Below are 19670 nucleotides of genomic sequence, written 5' to 3'. Positions count from 1 at the left end.
TGACAGGTGGGTGAAGCTGGACGGGACACTCAGGTCACATTCACCTTCCGTGAATGGGCATCTGCAAAAACGACTGGGCTGCGTGCAGCGCAATGCCTTTACGGGTGCTCATCCGTTGCGCAGCTTAACGAGTGCGGCAAGGCCCGTGCTTGCGGTGCTGCGACATATTCGGTCAACGGTACGCTGCTCTTGGCGGGCGCATCGAACAACACTAGCATCCACACAGAAAAACGACGGTTATCCATCCGGTTTTACGGGACATTCGTACCAGAAATGACCAGTAACACTCTGCCCGTTCACGACCGGGTCATTGACACTCACACGAGCAGAAATGTGCGCGGGCTGGCAGAATCGCCCTTTATTGCGTTTCTCACGCCCGTCGAGCCAGGAATTCCCCATGAAAATGAAAACCGCCCTCTTGATCGTCAACCCTTGTGATGATGAAGAAGACAACATGGCCATGCTCTGCTGCCACAGCGAACAGGGCGAAATGTTCCTGATGAGCCGCTACCCCGATGAAGACGAGCTGGAAATTACCCTCGACGGCGAACCGTCGACCCTGGACGGCGTGAAAGTCACGCTCAGCCCTTCCCTGCTGAAGATCGAAATTGCTGCGGCAGATGCTGATGCACTCAACGGCGACGATGTGCTGGAGATCACCTTTGATGCCGACATGACCGATCTGGCCGAGCTGGAAGAGACCTTGCAGAACATTCTTGAAGGTACTGGCACTTATATCAGCCAGCTCTAAATCTCGGCGTCTGCGCAGACGCCTTCGCGAGCAAGCCCGCTCCCACATTTGATCGCATTCTTACTGGAAGAACATGGTCGACTGTGGGAGCGGGCTTGCTCGCGAAGGCGTCTGCGCAGACGCCTTCGCGAGCAAGCCCGCTCCCACATTTGATCGCATTCTTACTGGAAGAACATGGTCGACTGTGGGAGCGGGCTTGCTCGCGAAGGCGTCTGCGCAGACGCCTTCGCGAGCAAGCCCGCTCCCACATTTGATCGCATTCTTACTGGAAGAACATGGTCGACTGTGGGAGCGGGCTTGCTCGCGAAGAGGCCCGAGAGAGCACCGCCACCCTGTGACCTGTAGAAAATTCCTACAAGCATTGCCAATCATTTCCTGCACTTTGCACAAAATGCCGTTAGTCGCCGCCCCCCGCGATGGATTAAAGTAACGCCCCCAGCCCTGGCGTATTTCGAACGTCCTCGGCCACCCTTTTGCAGGAACAGTCATCGATGGAACATCGTGAAGCGCTACTCGCGCTGCGAACCTTTCTTTCAACGCAGATTCTCGGCCAGGAAAAACTCATCGAGCGCTTGCTCATCGCCCTGCTCGCCGACGGCCACATGCTGGTCGAGGGTGCTCCTGGCCTGGCCAAGACCAAGGCCATCAAAGAACTCGCCGAAGGCATCGAAGCCCAGTTCCACCGCATCCAGTTCACCCCTGACCTGTTGCCGGCCGACATTACCGGTACGGAAATCTATCGCCCGGAAACCGGCAGTTTCGTGTTCCAGCAAGGGCCTATCTTCCACAACCTGGTATTGGCGGACGAAATCAACCGCGCCCCGGCCAAGGTCCAGTCGGCACTGCTCGAGGCCATGGCCGAGCGCCAGGTCAGTGTCGGGCGCAGCACCTACGAGCTGTCGCCCCTGTTTCTGGTGATGGCCACGCAGAACCCGATCGAGCAGGAAGGCACCTACCCGCTGCCGGAAGCCCAGCTCGACCGCTTCCTGATGCACGTGAAAATCGGCTTCCCGGACGCGACGGTAGAGCGCAAGATCCTGCAACAGGCCCGTGGCGAAGCGCTCAATGGCGAAACCAAGCCAGAGCGCCGGGTCAGCCAGCAGGCCATTTTTGCAGCGCGCAAGGAAATCCTCGGCCTGTACATGGCCGACGCCGTGGAGGAATACCTGGTGCAACTGGTCATGGCCACCCGCACCCCCGCCAAGTTCGATCCGGAAATGGCCGAATGGATCGCCTACGGCGCCAGCCCGCGCGGCTCGATTGCCCTGGACCGCTGCGCCCGTGCCCACGCCTGGCTCGCCGGCCGTGATTTCGTCAGCCCCGAAGATATCCAGGCCGTGCTGTTCGACGTGCTGCGCCACCGCATCATTCTTTCCTTTGAAGCTGAAGCCGCCGGTATCGATCAGGACCGGGTGGTCCAGCGGATTCTCGACGTCGTAGCCGTCGCTTGACCCCGATGAACGCCAGCCTGCCGCCCGAGCCGGGCATCCGTGTCAGCCTCGCCGACCTGATCGAGATGCGTCATCGCGTGCGCGAAGTGCAGCTGTTTTCCACGCCGAGCCAGCGCAGCCCGCTGATTGGCCTGCACCACTCCAAATTGCGCGGCCGCGGCGTCGACTTCGACCAGGTGCGGGTCTATCAGGCCGGCGACGATGTGCGCACCATTGACTGGCGCGTCACGGCGCGCACCCAGGAGCCACACACCAAGCTGTTCCACGAAGAACGCGAGCGGCCGATTTTCATCATGGTCGAACAAAGCCGCCGGCTGTTTTTCGGCTCGGGCCAGATGTTCAAGTCGGTACTCGCCGCACAGGCCGCGAGCCTGATCGGTTGGGCAGCCCTGGGCCACAACGATCGGGTCGGCGGGCTGGTGTACGGCGACAACGTGCACTACGAAATCAAGCCTCGGCGCAGCAAGCAAAGCCTGCTGCAGTTGCTCAATCGGCTGGTGCGGGTCAATCAGTCGCTCAACAGTGAAGTCGAGCCGGACCGTGACGCCTTCGGTATCGCCCTGCGCCGCGCCCGGGAAGTGTCACGCCCGGGCAGCCTGGTGATCGTGATCTGCGACGAACGCGCCCTTTCGGCAAGTGCCGAGCAGCAGCTGAGCCTGCTATCGCGCCATTGCGACCTGTTGCTGCTGCCGTTGTCCGATCCGCTGGATCATGCCTTGCCCGCCGCTGGCCTGTTGCGTTTCGCCGAACGCGGTGCGCAACTGGAGCTCGACACGCTGAATTTCGAACTGCGCCAGACTTACCGGGCCCAGGCCGAAGCACGCATCGCACGCTGGGAGCTGCTCGCGCAGAAGCTGGGCGTCTTGCTGATGCCCCTGAGTACCCAGAGCGAGATGGTCGAACAACTGCGCGAGTACCTGAACCCACAGAAACCGGGGAAAGGTCGATGAACGGGCTGGAACAACTGCAACCGCTGATTTCTCCGCCGCCGGTCGAGTTTTGGCCGCCTGCGCCGGGCTGGTGGTTACTGTTGCTGTTGCTGCCGCTGCTCGGCTTCGGGCTGTGGAACCTGCGCCGTTTCATTCCCCGCAAACGCCCCGTGGTGCGCGCCGAACAGCCGCTGGACCCGGTTCGCCTGGCCGCACTGGCCGAATTGGCGCTGATGCCCAAGCCGTACGACGGCGCGCCGGCCGGTGCCTGGCTGCAGCAACTCAACGGCTTGCTCAAGCGCCTGTGCCGCAACCACTATCCCTACAGCCAGAGCCATACCCTCAACGGCCGCAAATGGCTGGCGTTCCTCGACAACCGCTGCCCGGCAGCCGGCCTGACCCGCTGGATGGTGCTCGTCGAAGGCGCCTACAAACCCGAATGCAAACTCGATGACAAGGCCATCGCCGGCCTGACCCAGTCCGTCGAAACATGGATTCGCAAGCATGTTTGAGTTCGCCTGGCCGTGGATCTTCGCCCTGTTGCCCTTGCCGTGGTTGATGCGCCTCGTCTTGCCGGTCGCCGACAGTGGCGAACCGGCGCTCAAGGTCAGTTTTCTAAGCGACCTGGAGGGCCTCGCCGGCCGCCGCGCCCGCGCCAACCTGCCGGCCTGGCGCCAACAGTCGCCGTTCATTCTGCTGTGGTTGCTGCTGCTGATGGCCGCCGCGCGCCCGCAGTGGCTGGGTGAACCGTTACCGATCGCCGCCAGTGGCCGCGACTTGCTGGTCGCGGTGGACGTTTCGGGCTCGATGGATTTTCCCGACATGCAGTGGCAGGACGAAGACGTCAGTCGCCTTTCGCTGGTCCAGCATCTGCTCGGAGACTTTCTCGAAAGTCGCGAAGGTGACCGGGTCGGCCTGATCCTGTTCGGCAGCCAGGCCTACGTGCAGGCGCCGCTGACCTTCGACCGCCACACCGTGCGCGTCTGGCTCGACGAGGCACGCATCGGCATTGCCGGCAAAAACACCGCCATCGGCGATGCCATCGGCCTTGCCCTCAAGCGCCTGCGCCAACGCCCGGCGCAGAGCCGCGTGCTGATCCTGGTCACCGACGGGGCCAACAATGCCGGTGAAATCGATCCGCTCACCGCCGCCCGACTGGCGGCCAGGGAAGACGTGAAAATCTACCCGATCGGCATCGGTGCCGATCCGGAGCAAAGCGGCACCGTGGGTTTCCTCGGCGTCAATCCGAGCCTGGACCTGGACGAGCCGTCCCTGAAGGCCATCGCCGAAGCCACCGGCGGCCGGTATTTCCGCGCCCACGATGGCAAGGAACTGCAAGCGATCAAGCAAACCCTCGATCAACTGGAACCCGTGGCCCAGCAACCGACCCAGGCCCGTCCGGCCCAGGCGCTGTATCAATGGCCCCTGGCGCTGGCACTGCTGTTGAGCATGCTGCTGGTGGCCCCGGTTCTCTGGCCGGACAACCCGTTGCAACGCCTGTTTACCAAGGATCTGTTTTTGCAAACCCAATTGCTGCCGGACTGGCGCCAGCGTCTCAAGCGCCTGCGTCTGCGGAGGCGCCGATGAGTGCGCTGTGGCCTTACTGGTTCCGCCCCTGGTGGCTGCTGTTGCTGCCGGTGCTTGGCTGGTTGCTCTGGCACCTCTGGCACCGCAAGAAGCGCGCCGGGCGCTGGCAGATGATTCTGCCTCCAGCCTTTCATGCCGCACTGCTCAGCGGTGGCAGCGGACGTGACAGTAAATTGCCCTGGGTCGCGCTCGGCGTGGCGTGGCTGTTGGCCGTGCTCGCGTTGCTGGGCCCGGGTTGGGAGCGCATCGAACAAACCAGCCAGAAGCCCGCCGACCCGCTGGTGGTGATCCTTGAACTGACCCCGCAAATGCTCGCCACCGACGTCGCGCCCAATCGGCTGGAACAGGCCCGGCGCAAGCTGTTCGACCTGCTGCAGGTGCGCAGCGATGCCCAGACGGCGATCGTCGTCTACGCCGGCAGTGCGCATACGCTGGTGCCGCTCTCCGACGACCTGTCCACCAGCCGCAACCTGCTCGATGCCCTCAAGCCGTCGTTGATGCCCGAGGCCGGCCAGCGCGCCGACCTGGCAGTAGCCAAGGCCTTGGCCCTGCTGGAGCAAGGCGCACTCGGTGACGGGCGGATCCTGCTGATCGGCTCGTCCCTGACGGAAGAGGAACGCCTGGGGATTCGTCGTGCAATGGCGGGCAAATCCACGCAATGGCTGATGCTCGGCATCGGCACCGCCGAAGGCTCGCCGATCACCCAGGAGGACGGCAGCTTCCTCAAGGACGAACAAGGCGCGATCCTCGTACCGCGCCTGGACGAGCCCGGCCTGAAAGGCTTCGCCCACGACCTCGACGGACGCTATCGCAACGCCCGCCTGGACGACAGCGACCTGCGCGCCCTTGGCCTGCTCGACGGCCCGCGTCACTTGCGTAATGACGGCCAGACGCTGATCCTCGACGCCTGGGCCGACCAGGGTTACTGGCTGCTGCTACCACTGTTGCTGCTCGCGGCCTGCGCGGGACGTCGCGGCTGGCTGCTCTGCCTGCCGCTACTGCTGCTGGCGTTGCCTCAACCCGGCTACGCCTTCGACCTCGCCGACCTGTGGCTGCGTCCTGATCAGCAAGGTGTGCAATTACTCAAACTCAAGCGTCCGGCCGAGGCCGCGCGGCGCTTCGAAGACCATCAGTGGCAAGGCCTGGCGCTCTACGAAGCCGGAGACTACGCCGGCGCCGCCGAGCGGTTTGCCGAAGGCAACGATGCCCATGCCCACTACAATCGAGGCAATGCCCTGGCCAAAAGTGGAGAGTTGGAGGCCGCCCTGGACGCCTATGAACAGGCACTGGAACGCCAACCGGATTTGCGCCCGGCACTGACCAACAAGGCGCTGGTGGAAGAATTGCTCAAGCAGAAGAACACCCCGCCCGCCCCGGAGCCGGCCGCCAGCGAAGAACCCCAGGCCAACGAGCAGCAAACACCGCCCGGGGCCACGACGCAGCCTTCGGACAACGGCGAGCCGCAGGCGCAGGAACCGCAGGCGGGTACCGACGCCGAGCACCCGCCAACGTCGCCACACAAGTCCGGAACCAACGAAGTGCCGGGCAGCGAACTGGGTGACGAGCAGCACACGACGCCGCCCCTGCGCCCGGCCACCGACAGCATCGAAGGTGAGCAGCGTCAGGCACTGGAGCAGTGGTTGCGGCAGATCCCGGACGACCCGGGCGAACTGCTGCGGCGCAAATTCTGGTACGAACAGCAACAACATCAGGATCAGGAAAAAACTCGATGACCCGCTTCACCGTATTATTGCTCGCGCTGTTGCACGGCCTGTTGTTCTGCACCGCTCAAGTGCAGGCAGCAGAGCTGGTCGCCAGTGTGGACCGCAGTCGCCTGAGCTCCGGCGAAACGGTCGAGCTGACCCTGGAATCCACCGACGTGACACAGTTCGGTAAACCCGACATGACACCGCTGGAGCCGCTGTTCGAAGTGCGCGGCACACGCCAGGTCAACCAGTTGAACACCCTCAGCGGCGAAAACCGGGCCACCACCCGCTGGATCGTCACCCTCCTGCCCCGGCAAAACGGCAGCGTGGTGATTCCGCCACTGCAACTGGGCGAACTGCAGAGCCAGCCGATCACCCTGCAAGTGGTCGAGAGCGAAACACCGGACAACCCGAACAAACGGGCCGCAGTGTTCATCGATGCCAGCCTCGATCAATCCAGCGTGTACGTTCAGGCCCAGGCGATCCTGACCCTGCGTATCTACCATTCGGTGTCGCTGTACGACGACAGCAGCCTGCCGCCCTTGCAGATAGCTGATGCGCGTATCGAACAATTGGGCGACTCACGCACCTACGAGAAAGACATCGATGGCCTGCGTCATGGCGTGATCGAAATGCGCTACGCGATCTACCCGCAACACAGCGGCGAACTGATCATTCCGGCGCAGGTCTTCAACGCCGCACTGGTCGATGCACAACCGGTACAGGACACCGCCCAGGGGCCAAAATCCGGCAAGCTGATGCGCGTGACCTCCGCCGAACTGCTGTTGACGGTCAAGGCCAAGCCCATCACCTATCCGACCGACGCCCCCTGGCTGCCTGCGCGCAGCCTGACCCTGAGCGAAAGCTGGAACCCGGAGCCGGATCATGCCCTGGTTGGCGATTCGTTGACCCGCAGCCTGACGGTGAAGGCCGAAGGCTTGTCCAGCAGCCAACTGCCACCGCTGGCCGGCACCGAAGTCGGCGGTCTGCGCCGCTACCCGGATCAACCGGTGCTCGGTAACCAGAACAGCGACCGCGGCCTGGTCGGCAGTCGTGAAGACCGCGAGGCCCTGGTGCCGACAAGGACCGGTGCCATCGAGTTGCCCACCGTCGACGTGGTCTGGTGGAACACCTTCGAAGACCATCTGGAACACAGCAGCCTGCCCGCACGCACGCTGCACGTAGCGACCAATCCAAGCCTGGTGGTCGATACCCCGGCCGGTGCGTTACCGGTCGATGCCAGCGCCGACAGCCAGGCACTCTGGCACTGGAAGCTCAGCACCCTGATTCTGGCCTGCACCACCCTGCTCGGCTTCGGCCTCTGGTGGCGCGGCCGCTGGCAACCGGCGGTGATGCGTGTCACTCAACCCGGCCCGAGCCCGCGCACCGTGCTCGACGACCTCAAGCGCGCCTGCCACGCCAACGACTCCCACGCCACCCGCCAGGCCCTCGACGCCTGGGCCCGCCAACAGCCGGAAACCCTGGCCGACATGGCCGCCCGCTTCGTGCCGCTGTCCGACGCCCTCGACGGCCTGAACGGCGCGCTGTACAGCGAAACCGGCCAGCATTGGCAAGGCGACGAATTGTGGCGGGCGATCAAGGCGATCCCGATGGCCGAACGGGTTCAGGATCCGGTCGGCGACAGTGGGTTGCCGCCGCTTTATCCGAAGTAAGGAAAGCTGGCATGTATGCAGGATCACCAGTAACGATCGAAGTGGGTCATATCGATAGATCCTCTGCGGAATGACCCTTTTAACGGCTCGAATCCGAAGAACTCAAATCTTGCCGCTACGTCATCGCGATCTGGCGACCCCCTTTGCGGGCTCGCCGTGAATTCTTTCGGTTCCGCTCGCTGAATACTTTTAGGCTGCACATGAATCAGGAAATCAATTGCCCCACCTGACCTTTTGATTTTTTCCACACTGACGGCTTCCAGATCGAAATCTTCGATTATTCGACTTGTACTTTTTCCGTTCGGTGTTTTAGTGAAAAAAACGGCACTTAAATCTTCCATTTCATTTGCACTGCTTACCGTATTGGCGAGTGCTTTATAATTCAGAACATTCTCCCTTTTTATAATCGAGGGCAACCTACCGAAAAAACCAAGCTGATTAGCGACAATCTCATACTGATACCGCGCAACATCATTAGCATAAAATTCAACCGCACGACCAGCGCTTGCATTGTCATTCCCCGGCGGCGTGGTCTTATAGTTTTCCTTGAAAACCCAGATTTCTTCGCGAAACTCATTTACAAACCAACTTTCATAGCGTTGGCCACCCTCATAATGGAAGTATGTAGAACTGATCAAATGAGATTCAGGGTCGAAGTCCGGCGGCTCAAATTTTTCCTGTATGAAGCGGCGCGCGGCTTGACTTTTTTGATCCAACCGGTCAAACCTCGCCTTCAGATTCGTATGTTGAAAAGAATGACTCACAGCATCCGCAATGCCCGGCTTCAAACCATCGACATCAGTGAGTGAAGTAGGTCGATTTTCAACCATCGCATAGAGGTTTTGACCATACACCGTACCGGACGGATCCGGACTTATCCAGCGACATAACCAAGTGGCGTAATATCTGAAACCATAATAATAAAGCCCTGTAGCATCGCGTTCCTTGCCCGAGTACCGGATTGCTTTGTACTTTGATGCTTCCTCACTTCTACTGCTATGCCATGCAGTCCCACCAAACGGATAGTAACTTTCCTGACTACTCAGCCCGCCACACCCGTCAAGCTCGAGAGTGCTTGACCCTAGATGATCTTTCAAGCAATAGGTTATTTGATCGTTAGTGACTCCAACTGGTGGATCTTGCGCCCACTGCATTATCCGAGCACGACATCTTCCTAGATCGATATCCACCACATGATGTTCGCGACGTTCACATCTATGGATCTCAAGGCCAGGAAGATAAAACACCTGAGCCAACATGATCCGGTCTCCGACCTGCGTCATGTGCACTTTCCTCACACGTCGCCCCGTACCATCGTAATAATATCGTTCTTCGTCATTACTACCACTCTCACGCTTGACCAGAGTAACCTTTTGCAGTTGATTACGAACATTCCACGACATTCGTTGGCCACGAGTAAGCTCATGCTGGTTCCCGTTTGCGTCAAATCCCTGAGCGATTTCCTGCTCGGCCGGCAGTGAGCCATCCTCGTATTGACCCAAGCTCCGATTGCCAAACTCGGAAACCGCCATCCTGACTGTTGGCGAATTGCTGTGATATCGAACTCGCTGATTTCCCGATTTGTCATATTCGAAACTTTGCGTGTAACTGCGCAAACAATTCGGATCAATAGGCACTTTTTGCCACGCCGGCAATTGAGGTCCAAACATTGGGGAACCTATTTCACGACCTATTGCTAAAATAAGTTGGTAGAGGCTGTCGTACTGATAAAAGCTAACCCGCTCTACTTTCTGATTTTTATAAAAGCTTATCGGCTGAGCAGCGTTTTCTATATGCAAGATATTGCCAACCGGATCATAGACATATCGTAAGTCTTGCAAGATCCTCGAGAAGCCGCGACCGACGACAAGTCGACTCAGTCGGCTGTTTTCAGGATCATATTCAGCGACGACATTTGCACCGCACCCTAAGTGCTCACTCTCAATCTGCCCTTGGGCGTTATAGCGCATATCACTAACTAAAGTGCATGTTTTTCGATCACCACCAGACGTTTGAAGCTGTACATTTCGCAACTCACCAGATTCCGTATAATCGAAATTTTGCGTATTGCCCAACGCATCAACTTTAGCGCGCAACTCACCCGACGCAAAATAACGAAACGTTGAGATAAAGCATTCATCCGCCAATAACTTGTCACGCAAAGACAAGTCGGACGACCAATCGGAGGTATCCAGGCTCGCCATAAATTGCCTGGATTCTTCCAGCAGGTGGCCATTCAGTGAATATCGGGTGAAACGCAACGTGCCTGCCTCATCATCATGGCAAACAAGACGGCCGCCCTGATTTCGAAATATTTCGCCCTCCCCCGTACCCCCATAAAAAAACCGCTCAACTATTTTTTCTTGTTCATCTTTTGTGGACGCCCGCACTGCAATCAGTCGAAGTAGAAAATCGTAGGAGTACTGAAATTCACTACTGCGACTATCCCAAAGATGGTACTCCCTGCAAGCACTCCCAAACAATGTCACACGCCAACCTGCATCAACACTATCTGTAAGCAGTTCGGCGCCGGACAAACTGCGGACCCGAATTAAATTGGCCGCGAGTGTATTCCCCAACTCTACTTTCGCCCATAGCCTAGGATCCCAACTGGTGATTTCACGCCCCATCAAATCGCAACAAAAACGTGTGATTCGTCGTTCTGGCACCTGATTGGCTTGCGAGCGGCAGTAGCCAATTTCACGGCAAACACCACCACGAGGATCAATGGCCCTCAACTTGGGTGTGGCACGGTCCAAAAAGGTATTGTTCATGCGCACTTCTATAGCATGAGTATAAATACTGCCGCTACTGTCAGAAATAACAGGTCGCCTGGGGCCAAAAATCACAAAACGGCGAAACCATCGCCCCCTCCGTACTTCGAACGCATCGCAAAAGACTTTCTGCTCAAACATTTGGTTGATCCCGTCAAGCGCTTTTGCCAGTAAACTCCCCCCCTTCGCCGCCTTCATTTTTCACGCGGCCATTACCTATTTTGTAGCGGAGTCCGCCTTGCGCTTGTTTCACACCTCCGACTGGCACCTTGGGCAGAACCTGCACGGCCAGGATCGCGATTTCGAACACGGCTGTTTTCTCGACTGGCTGCTGCGTCAATTGAAGCTCGATCAGCCGGATGTGCTGTTGATTGCCGGCGATATCTTCGACACGGTCAATCCGCCGGTCAAAGCCCAGGAACGCCTCTACGACTTCATCGTCAGCGCCCATGAACAGCAGCCGTTGCTGACCATCGTGATGATTGCCGGCAACCACGATTCCGGCTCGCGGATCGAGCTGCCCGCGCCGTTGATGCGCCGCCTGCGCACCCATGCGCTCGGTCGTGTGCTGTGGCTCGATGACGGGCAACTGGATGCCGAGCGCCTGCTGTTGCCGCTGCCGGACGCCAAGGGCAAAACCGTCGCCTGGTGCCTGGCGCTGCCGTTCCTGCGCCCAGCCGAAGTCACCGGCGCGCATCTGGGCGACAACTACCTGCGTGGCATTGGCCAGGTCCATGAATGGCTGATCGAGGCAGCGAACGCAAAGCGCAAGAAAGGCCAGGCGCTGATCGCCATCAGCCACGCGCACATGGCGGGCGGATCGGTGTCGGAAGACTCCGAGCGCAGCCTGATCATCGGCAACGCCGAAGCCCTGCCTGCCAGCCTGTTCGGACCGAGTATCAGCTACGTTGCCCTCGGCCACCTGCACAAACCGCAGAAGGTCAACGGCGAGGAGCGCATCCGCTACAGCGGTTCGCCGATTCCGCTGTCGTTCTCCGAGATCAGCTATCAGCACCAGATTCTCGACATCACACTCGACGGCGAAACCCTGGTCAGCGTCGAGCCGAAGCTGATCCCCCGTTCGGTCAACCTGCAACGCATCGGCCCGGCGCCGTTGAGCGAGATCCTGCTGCAGCTGGCGGATCTGCCGGACATCGATCTGCTGGCCGACATCCAGCGCCAGCCGTGGCTGGAGGTGCGGGTGCGCCTCGATGAACCGCAACCCGACCTGCGCAACCAAGTGGAAACCGCCCTGCAAGGCAAGGCCGTGCGCCTGGTGCGCATCGCCGCGGAATACGCAGGTAATGGCCGCCGTGACGGCGTCGAGGACGGCAACACACTGATCGAGCTGGACCAGCTCACGCCTCATGAACTGTTCAGTCGCGCCTGGCAGGACAACTATGGGAGCGAGGTCGACGAGCAGACCCTCAAGGACTTCGCCGAGCTGTTGCAGGACGTGCAGATGGAGAGCGAACAGCCATGAAAATCCTCGCGATCCGCCTGAAGAACCTCGCCTCGCTGGCCGGGCCGTTTGAAATCGACTTTACCGCCGAACCCCTGGCCAGTGCCGGACTGTTCGCCATCACCGGGCCGACCGGTGCCGGAAAAAGCACCCTGCTCGATGCCCTGTGCCTGGCGCTGTTTGGTGCCGTGCCACGACTGAACAACACCGGCCGCGATGCCAAGGTACCGGACGCCGACGGCGAAATCGGCACCGGCGACCCGCGCACCCTGCTGCGTCGTGGCACAGGTGAAGGGTATGCGGAAGTGGATTTCGTCGGCGTCGACGGCCGTCGTTATCGCGCCCGCTGGGAAGCCAATCGCGCTCGGGACAAGGCCGCCGGCAAGCTGCAGGCCAGCCGCCAGAGCTTGCGTGACATCGATCAGGATCAATTGCTCGCCAGCCAGAAAGGCGAATACAAGACTCAGCTCGAAGCCGCGCTGGGGCTGAACTTCGAACAATTCACCCGCGCCGTGCTGCTGGCGCAAAGCGAGTTCAGCGCATTCCTCAAGGCCGACGACAACGACCGTAGCGAGCTGCTGGAAAAACTCACTGACACGGCGCTCTACACGCGTCTGGGTCGTCGGGCCTTCGACAAGACCAAGGAGGCTCGCGAGGCTCACAAGTTGCTGCAGGACCAGGCCAGCGGGGTGACGCCACTGTCGCCTGAAGCCCGAGCCGAGCTCGATGAGCGCTTCAATGAAGCCCAGCGGCAACTTAAAACCCGACAGGCGCAGCTCAAACAGGTGGAGCTGCAACACACCTGGCTCAAGGTCTTGCAGCAGTTGCAGGACGCACAACAGAGCGCAACCGAACAATTGCAATCGGCCCAACAACATTGGGACGGCCTGACCGGCGAGCGCTTGAAGCTGACACGCCTGGAGCAACTGGCCCCGCAGCGGCACCAGTTCGCGCGTAAAGCCGAACTGTCCGCCCAGCTCACACCGCTGGCTGCACACATTCAACAGCATGTTCAACAGCAATCCGGACTGAATGAGCGTCAGGTTCAGCTCGAACACAGCCTGAGCGCGGCGAAAACAGCACTGGCCGCGGCACAGGGCCAACACAGCCACAGCGCGCCGTTGCTGCGCCAGGCCTTCGAAGAGCAGAGCAGCCTCGCCCGCCTGGTCAAGGAAGCCAGCCTTGGCGCCGAGCTCAAGCAGCAGGCAGAACTGGCCTGCACTCAGGGGCAAAGCACGATCCAGGGTTTGCTCGACCAGCAGACCCAAGTCGCCGAGCGTTTGCAACGGATTGCCGGTGAACTTGAACAGAGCACTCATCTGGCGCCGCTGAGCGATGCCTGGAACGCCTACCGTGATCGTCTGCAACAACTGATGCTGATCGGTAATCGCTTGAACAAGGGCCAGGTCGAACTGGCCACCCTGGAGCAAAACGCCGCACGCGCCGCCGAAGAACTGACCGCACAGCGTCAGAGCCTCGAGGTGCTGTACAAAGAGGCCGGGGCCGAGCCCGAAGCGGTGGCCGAGCAGATCCGGATTCTCGGCAGCCTGCTACAGGACAACCGCAAACAACTGCGGGCCGTGGAAGAGCTGACGCGGCTTTGGGCCAGCCAGCAGGATCTGGACAAGCTCGGTGCCGAGCTACAGCAGCGCCAGCTCGCGGCGCAGCAAGAGCGGGAGCGTCTGACCCAGGACGGTGTGAAGGCCAAGACTGAACTGACCGTCGCCGAACAGACCCTGACCGTCACCCGCGAACTGCTGGAACGTCAGCGTCTGGCGCGCAGTGAGAGCGTCGAGGAACTGCGTGCGCAGTTGCAGGACGATCAGCCGTGCCCGGTTTGCGGCAGTCCGGACCATCCTTATCACCAGCCCGAAGCCTTGCTGCAAAGCCTGGGCCGCCACGATGAAAGCGAACAGGCCAATGCCCAGAAAGCCGTGGACCTGCTCAAGGAAAAACTCACCGATTTGCGTGCCGAAGTCGGCGGCGTGATTGCCCAGCAAAAAGAACTGCTGCGCCAGCAGGAACAGCTCGCGACTCAGCAACAAAGCCTGGCGCCGAGCCTTGAGACACACCCGCTGTCCCCGCAACTGTTGGTCCACGATGCAGACAAGCGCGATGCCTGGCTGGCGCAACAAAGCAGCCAGTTGAACCAGAGCATTGCACAGGACGAACAACGGCAAACCGCCCTGCTCACCCTGCAACAGGATGCTGCGCGCCTGACGCAGCAACTGCGCAGCGCCGAAACGGCCAACCAGCAGGCGACACAGCACCTGCTCGACCAGCAACGGGAATTGAGCAGCGACCGCCAACGCCTGGACGAAGAACTGACGGCGTTCAGCACCCTGCTGCCAGCCGAGACGCTGCAAGCACTGCGCAATGAACCCGCCGCGACCTTCATGCAGCTCGACCGGCAGATCGCCCAGCGCCTGCAACAACTCGACCAGCAGCGCGATGAACTCGGCGAACAGCAACAGCGCCAGCAGACGCTGGACAAAGAACAGTACCAACAGCAGACCCGCGCCCAACAACTGGACATTGCGCAGCAGCAATTCACCGCGCTGGCAGTACAGCAACAGGCTTGCCAGGAAAAACTGGCGCAACTGCTGGGCGAACACGCCAGCGCTGAACAATGGCAACAGCAACTGGATCAAGCCGTCGAGCAGGCACGCAATGCCGAAGCAACCGCCAGTCAGGAACTGCAAAGCGTGCGTACGGAGCTGGTGCAACTGGCCGCCGAACTCAAGGCGCAACAGGAGCGCGCGCAAGCCCTGGAAAGCGAAGACCGCGAGCTGAGCGCCAGGATCGCCGACTGGCGCGCGCAACATCCGGAACTGGACGACGACGGACTGCACGAGCTGTTGAGCGTCAGCGAGCAACAGCTCAGCGAACTGCGCCAACGCTTGCAGCAGAGCGAAAAAGCCATCGAGCAATCCAGGGTGCTGTTGCAGGAACGGGATCAGCGTCTGCTCGAACATCAAGCACAGCACAACGGCAACCTTGACGCAGAACAACTGGCTGGCGCACTGGTCGACCTGCAAAACCTGGCGGCCACCAGCGAGCAACACTGTGCCGAACTGCGCGCCGAACAGGCCGAGGACCAGCGCCGGCAGAACGCCAATCAGGCCCTGGCGCAGCAAATCGCCGACGCCTACAACGAGTATCAACGCTGGGCACGCTTGAATGCGCTGATCGGCTCCGCCACCGGCGACACCTTCCGCAAGATCGCCCAGGCCTACAACCTCGACCTGCTGGTGCACCACGCCAACGTGCAATTGCGCCAACTGGTGCGCCGCTATCGCCTCAAACGCGGCGGCAGCATGCTCGGGTTGCTGGTGATGGACACCGAGATGGGCGACGAATTGCGTTCGGTGCACTCGCTGTCCGGTGGCGAGACCTTCCTGGTATCGCTGGCGCTGGCCCTGGGCCTGGCGTCGATGGCGTCCAGCACGTTGAAAATCGAGTCGCTGTTCATTGACGAAGGCTTTGGCAGCCTCGATCCGGAATCCCTGCAACTGGCCATGGACGCCCTCGACGGCTTGCAAGCCCAGGGCCGCAAGGTCGCGGTGATTTCCCACGTACAGGAAATGCATGAACGGATTCCGGTGCAGATCCAGGTCCGCCGCCAGGGCAACGGCCTGAGCACCCTGGAGGTGAAATGAACAGGCTGTATTCCTTCCGCCGCTGCCCGTACGCCATACGCGCACGCATGGCCGTGCGTTATTCGGGAGTGGCCGTGGACATCGTCGAAGTCAGCCTGAAGGCCAAGCCCGCCGAGATGCTTGCACTGTCGGGCAAAGGCACGGTGCCGGTCCTGAACGCCGATGGCCGGGTGATCGACGAAAGCCTCGACATCATGCGCTGGGCGCTGGCGCAGAACGATCCGCAGGACTGGTTGCTCAAGGCTGATCCAGACGCAGCGGCACAGATCGCCCCTCTGCTCGAACACAACGATCAGGTGTTCAAGGTGCACCTGAATCGCTACAAGTACGCCGAACGTTATCCCGAGCAGCCGATGGAGGTTTATCGCGCTGAAGGCGAGGTGTTTTTACAAAGGTTGGAAGCGTTACTGGAGGGCCGTGACTACCTGCTGGCGAGCCATCCAAGCCTGGCTGATATCGCATTGATGCCCTTCGTACGGCAGTTTGCACATGTGGATCGCGAATGGTTCGGGCAGACGCCTTACCTGCGCTTGCAAGCGTGGCTACAGCGGCTCTTGGACTCGGATCTGTTCACATCAATCATGAAGAAATAAGCGCCCCCCCTGTAGGAGCCAGCTTGCTGGCGATGGTGTGTCAGTTGACGCTGTGGTGCCTGACCCACCATCGCCAGCAGGCTGGCTCCTACAAGGGTCAGCGGTGTATCCGACGACTCAGGCCAGCACCCCACACATCCCGAGGGCCGAGCAATCGAGCTGGAACGGCCCGAAAGCCACGCCCTCACTCCTGATCGGCGGATTGCCGGCCAGCATGCCCTGGGCATTGGCGTTTTCGATGTTGCGGGCAATGTTGTGGTTGGCTTCGATGGCCCGTGCCACTGAACCCGCCGAGCCCTGTCCGATCCCCAACAGGGAGGATCCGTTGGTCATGAATGCCAGGAAAGCGATGACCCAAAGTCTGTGCCCTTTCATGCGCCGACGACTCCCGCGAGTTCAGCCTGATCAACGCTCGCGCTTGGCGCACGGTGTTCAAACTGGATGCCGGGATGAGCGACCTGGATCGGTGCTTCGAAATTGGTTTGCGACTGGGCTGAAAGGCTGACCAGCAGCACCATGGCAAGGTAAAGACCGATCGCCACATAGGCGCCGTGTTTGGCAGAAGTGAGAATTGCGCTGGCCATGATGTTCTCCGCAGGCATGTTTCAATGCCCACAGAATCGATCAAAAAAGCCTGGGTAACCACTCAGGGTTATCCATAGTGACCATCAGCCTCGTTGATCATTAAGCCAGACTATTTCAGTCATCAACAAAACTCATCAAGCGTTCGCGGGCAGCATCCGGCTCACCCGGAACAGGGTCGGCTGCCGACAAAATGGGGGTGGAATAGAGAAACAGAAGAACCAATGCCAGACGCGTCACCATGCTGCCGATCCTTGCCGTGAGAAGGAGTCAAAAAATCAGCGTCAATTTAAACTCGTGGCGATGTGATATCAAGCGCGGCATTGATAGCAATTTGATGCTGTCGCAAATGCGTTATGCAGGAGCGACATCACTCTGATCGTTTTCGACACTCAGGTTTTCAACAGGAGGGTCTTCGATCAACAGTGACTTCGCTCCTGCATAAAGGCAGGGGGTGAACGTTCAGGCTTGGGTCTTGTGATCCAGCGCGGCGTAGAAGTTGGCGCTCTGTTGCAGATACTTCTGGGTGTAGCTCTGGGTGTGGGCTTTTTTGTCGCTGATTTCAACGTTGGCACTGGCTGGCAGCGCAACGGTGGCAGAAATGGCGGATGCGGCGATGACAGAGAAGATGTTGAAGTTCATGGCGGTATTCCTCGGATTCAGTTGGCTTGCTTGCCCGGTGGGGCCGTGAAGCAAACTTAACCCTCGAGGGTTGATGCCTTGAAATGCTTTGTAGCATTACCAAATATCAGCGTCATTGATAAAAGCAGACAGGCCCCATGAACCGGGGCCTGCGGCTTATTGACGCAGCAGAAACCCGAGGTCGCTCGGTGCGTCCATCGGCAGTTTTTGCACGGTCTTGCCCAGCAAGCCGGTCTTGGCATCGCGTTCGACGACGACAATCCGGTTGCTCTTCTGGTTGGCGATCAACAGGAAACGGCCGCTCGGATCGAGGCTGAACTCCCGCGGATGATCGCCCTCCACCGCCCGGCGCTGCAGCTCGTTGAGGTGGCCGGTGGCCGGATCAATGGCAAACACCAGCAGTTGATTGGCCGTGCCACGGTTGCTGACGTAGAGGTATTTGCCGTCGGCCGAGGCATGCAGCGCTGCCGCAGCCTTGTCTGATACCGGTTGCCCGGCGGCCAGATCGACCATCTGCGTCTGCTCGAGTGTGCCGTCGTGGTAATCGAACACCGCCACCTGGGCGCTCATTTCCATGGTCAGCCAAGCGTGTTTGCCATCGGCGCTGAACAGCAGATGACGGGGTCCGCTACCAGGCGGCAGCTGCACGAATGCCGGGGTGGCCGGGGTCAATGGCAGCTCCGGGTTGGCCTTGGGGTCGAAGCGGTACGCAAACACCTTGTCGGCGCCCAGGTCGTTGGAGAACACGTATCTGCCGTCCGGCGACGGGATCGTCGAATGCACGTGGGCCGAGGCCTGGCGCTCGGGATTGACACGGCTCGCCGGGTGGCTGCTCATCTGCACCACCGGTTTGAGCTTGCCATCGGCCGCCACCGGCACGACCGCGAGGGTGCCGCCCGGGTCTTCGGCCACCGAGTAATTGCTGACAAACAGATAGCTGCCATCGACGCTGAGACTGGAATGAGTCGGCTCGTTGCCCAGGCTTTGCACCTGGTTGATCAGGCTCAGTGCATGGGTCTTGGGATCGATGGCGTAGCTGCTGACGCGCCCCACCGGATCCGCCTGGCCGGGGCCGTTTTCGTTGACCACGAACAGGCGTCGCTGGTCCTTCGACAGGGTCAGCCACGAAGGGTTTTGGCTTTTGATCACTTGCAGGGGCCGGGCATCGATCTGCCCGGTGCGGCTGTCGAAAGCCAGGCGGTAGATGCCCTGGCTTTGACCCGCGGTGTAGGAACCCACAAGCAGTTGATGGTCGTCGGCGGACGCAGCCTGAACGCCCATCGCACCGATACTGCCGGCCATCAGCAGCGGCCAGAGTTTATTCATCCTCAGCTTCATCGTCATCGTTGTCACCGCTGACGACGTCGCCCAGGCAGACCAAACGGTGTTCACCCGAATCACCGATGATCAACCAGCTTTGCAGCGAGGCGTCGTATGTCGCAGCCTGAACCTGCGCCGGGGTGAACTCCCAGTGCTTGGCCGCGCGGCCGTCCATGCATTCGATATGCAGGTTGTCTTCGACATCGAGGGCGAATTCGAAGGCATGCAGCCCGTCGATTTCCACCATTCCACAGTGTTCGAGGGCATTGAGCAGGGTGTCGGTTACGGCAGTCATGGCAGTCAATCTTTGGGTGGGAAAACCGCAATGATAGCTCATGCGCCACATTCCCTGTGGGAGCGAGCTTGCTCGCGATGGCGGACTACCCGTCAACATCTATATTGACTGGACTACCGTCATCGCGAGCAGGCTCGCTGCCACAGTTTTTTTGCCTGGCCTCCCGACTGACCGTGGACTTCACGGAATGGCTTGTGCCATCGCTGCACTTCCCTCCCCCACAAAGATCTGCGTCGGCAACTTGAA

Annotated in this window: 17 protein-coding genes; 10 read left to right on the top strand and 7 right to left on the bottom strand. The window is 60.2% G+C overall.

Translation table 11 applies throughout. From position 1 onward, the window contains the following. Positions 1-397: 397 nt before the first annotated feature. The 7 genes from ACLD1X_RS16750 to ACLD1X_RS16720 all read left to right on the top strand — a co-directional run bounded on the left by ACLD1X_RS16750 (position 398) and on the right by ACLD1X_RS16720 (position 8097). Positions 398-751 carry a hypothetical protein gene (locus ACLD1X_RS16750; RefSeq protein ID WP_429369469.1) on the top strand — a complete coding sequence of 118 codons (354 nt, stop codon included), beginning with the start codon at positions 398-400 and terminating at the stop codon, positions 749-751. 491 nt (positions 752-1242) lie between these two features. Next, the gene (locus ACLD1X_RS16745; RefSeq protein WP_421140906.1) at positions 1243-2202 is read left to right on the top strand and encodes an AAA family ATPase; all 960 of its coding nucleotides are present in this window, start codon (positions 1243-1245) and stop codon (positions 2200-2202) included. A gap of 5 nt (positions 2203-2207) precedes the next feature. Next, the gene (locus ACLD1X_RS16740) at positions 2208-3152 is read left to right on the top strand and encodes a DUF58 domain-containing protein (RefSeq protein ID WP_429369694.1); all 945 of its coding nucleotides are present in this window, start codon (positions 2208-2210) and stop codon (positions 3150-3152) included. Further along, positions 3149-3643, top strand: coding sequence for a DUF4381 domain-containing protein (locus tag ACLD1X_RS16735; protein ID WP_429369467.1), 495 nt, complete (start codon positions 3149-3151; stop codon positions 3641-3643). Before ACLD1X_RS16740 ends, ACLD1X_RS16735 begins: the two co-directional genes overlap by 4 nt. Then, positions 3636-4718: a vWA domain-containing protein gene (locus ACLD1X_RS16730; RefSeq protein ID WP_429369465.1), complete on the top strand. Its 1083-nt coding sequence runs from the start codon at positions 3636-3638 to the stop codon at positions 4716-4718. Before ACLD1X_RS16735 ends, ACLD1X_RS16730 begins: the two co-directional genes overlap by 8 nt. Then, on the top strand, positions 4715-6451 hold the full coding sequence (locus ACLD1X_RS16725; protein ID WP_429369463.1) for a VWA domain-containing protein: 1737 nt from the start codon (positions 4715-4717) through the stop codon (positions 6449-6451). Before ACLD1X_RS16730 ends, ACLD1X_RS16725 begins: the two co-directional genes overlap by 4 nt. Further along, positions 6448-8097, top strand: a complete 1650-nt coding sequence (locus tag ACLD1X_RS16720; RefSeq protein WP_429369461.1) for a BatD family protein — start codon at positions 6448-6450, stop codon at positions 8095-8097. Before ACLD1X_RS16725 ends, ACLD1X_RS16720 begins: the two co-directional genes overlap by 4 nt. Positions 8098-8120: 23 nt before the next feature. Here ACLD1X_RS16720 and ACLD1X_RS16715 read toward each other — a convergent pair whose 3' ends face one another. Next, entirely contained in the window at positions 8121-11012 is a 2892-nt protein-coding gene (locus tag ACLD1X_RS16715) for an RHS repeat-associated core domain-containing protein (RefSeq protein WP_429369459.1), read from the bottom strand. 97 nt (positions 11013-11109) lie between these two features. Between ACLD1X_RS16715 and ACLD1X_RS16710 the strand changes: the two genes are divergently transcribed. From ACLD1X_RS16710 to ACLD1X_RS16700, 3 genes are read left to right on the top strand one after another with little or no spacing between them, the layout of a single operon-like run. Continuing rightward, positions 11110-12354 carry an exonuclease SbcCD subunit D C-terminal domain-containing protein gene (locus ACLD1X_RS16710; RefSeq protein WP_429369458.1) on the top strand — a complete coding sequence of 415 codons (1245 nt, stop codon included), beginning with the start codon at positions 11110-11112 and terminating at the stop codon, positions 12352-12354. Further along, complete coding sequence (locus ACLD1X_RS16705) at positions 12351-15992, top strand: AAA family ATPase (protein ID WP_429369456.1); 3642 nt, start codon at positions 12351-12353, stop codon at positions 15990-15992. Before ACLD1X_RS16710 ends, ACLD1X_RS16705 begins: the two co-directional genes overlap by 4 nt. Continuing rightward, entirely contained in the window at positions 15989-16585 is a 597-nt protein-coding gene (locus ACLD1X_RS16700) for a glutathione S-transferase (RefSeq protein ID WP_429369454.1), read from the top strand. Before ACLD1X_RS16705 ends, ACLD1X_RS16700 begins: the two co-directional genes overlap by 4 nt. A 117-nt stretch (positions 16586-16702) precedes the next feature. On the opposite strand, the gene ACLD1X_RS16695 is transcribed toward ACLD1X_RS16700, so the two are convergent. The 6 genes from ACLD1X_RS16695 to ACLD1X_RS16670 form a co-directional block, all read right to left on the bottom strand. Next, positions 16703-16960 (bottom strand): hypothetical protein, encoded by a 258-nt coding sequence (locus ACLD1X_RS16695; protein ID WP_429369452.1) that lies wholly within the window; start codon positions 16958-16960, stop codon positions 16703-16705. Continuing rightward, positions 16957-17169, bottom strand: a complete 213-nt coding sequence (locus ACLD1X_RS16690) for a hypothetical protein (RefSeq protein WP_429369450.1) — start codon at positions 17167-17169, stop codon at positions 16957-16959. The genes ACLD1X_RS16695 and ACLD1X_RS16690 overlap by 4 nt, the downstream gene beginning before the upstream one ends. A 115-nt stretch (positions 17170-17284) precedes the next feature. Further along, the gene (locus ACLD1X_RS16685) at positions 17285-17410 is read right to left on the bottom strand and encodes a hypothetical protein (protein ID WP_429369448.1); all 126 of its coding nucleotides are present in this window, start codon (positions 17408-17410) and stop codon (positions 17285-17287) included. Between the two features lie 219 nt (positions 17411-17629). Next, positions 17630-17809 carry a hypothetical protein gene (locus ACLD1X_RS16680; RefSeq protein ID WP_007979950.1) on the bottom strand — a complete coding sequence of 60 codons (180 nt, stop codon included), beginning with the start codon at positions 17807-17809 and terminating at the stop codon, positions 17630-17632. 156 nt (positions 17810-17965) lie between these two features. Next, positions 17966-19135, bottom strand: coding sequence for a lactonase family protein (locus ACLD1X_RS16675; protein ID WP_429369446.1), 1170 nt, complete (start codon positions 19133-19135; stop codon positions 17966-17968). After that, positions 19128-19466 (bottom strand): DUF5629 family protein, encoded by a 339-nt coding sequence (locus ACLD1X_RS16670; RefSeq protein WP_429369444.1) that lies wholly within the window; start codon positions 19464-19466, stop codon positions 19128-19130. Before ACLD1X_RS16670 ends, ACLD1X_RS16675 begins: the two co-directional genes overlap by 8 nt. Positions 19467-19670: the final 204 nt, after the last annotated feature.

Origin of the sequence: Pseudomonas sp. 18173 (genome assembly GCF_050432945.1) — a bacterium.
Taxonomy (GTDB): domain Bacteria; phylum Pseudomonadota; class Gammaproteobacteria; order Pseudomonadales; family Pseudomonadaceae; genus Aquipseudomonas.
The sequence above is the reverse complement of the archived record's forward strand: the minus strand, read 5'-3'. Positions and strand labels throughout refer to the sequence as shown.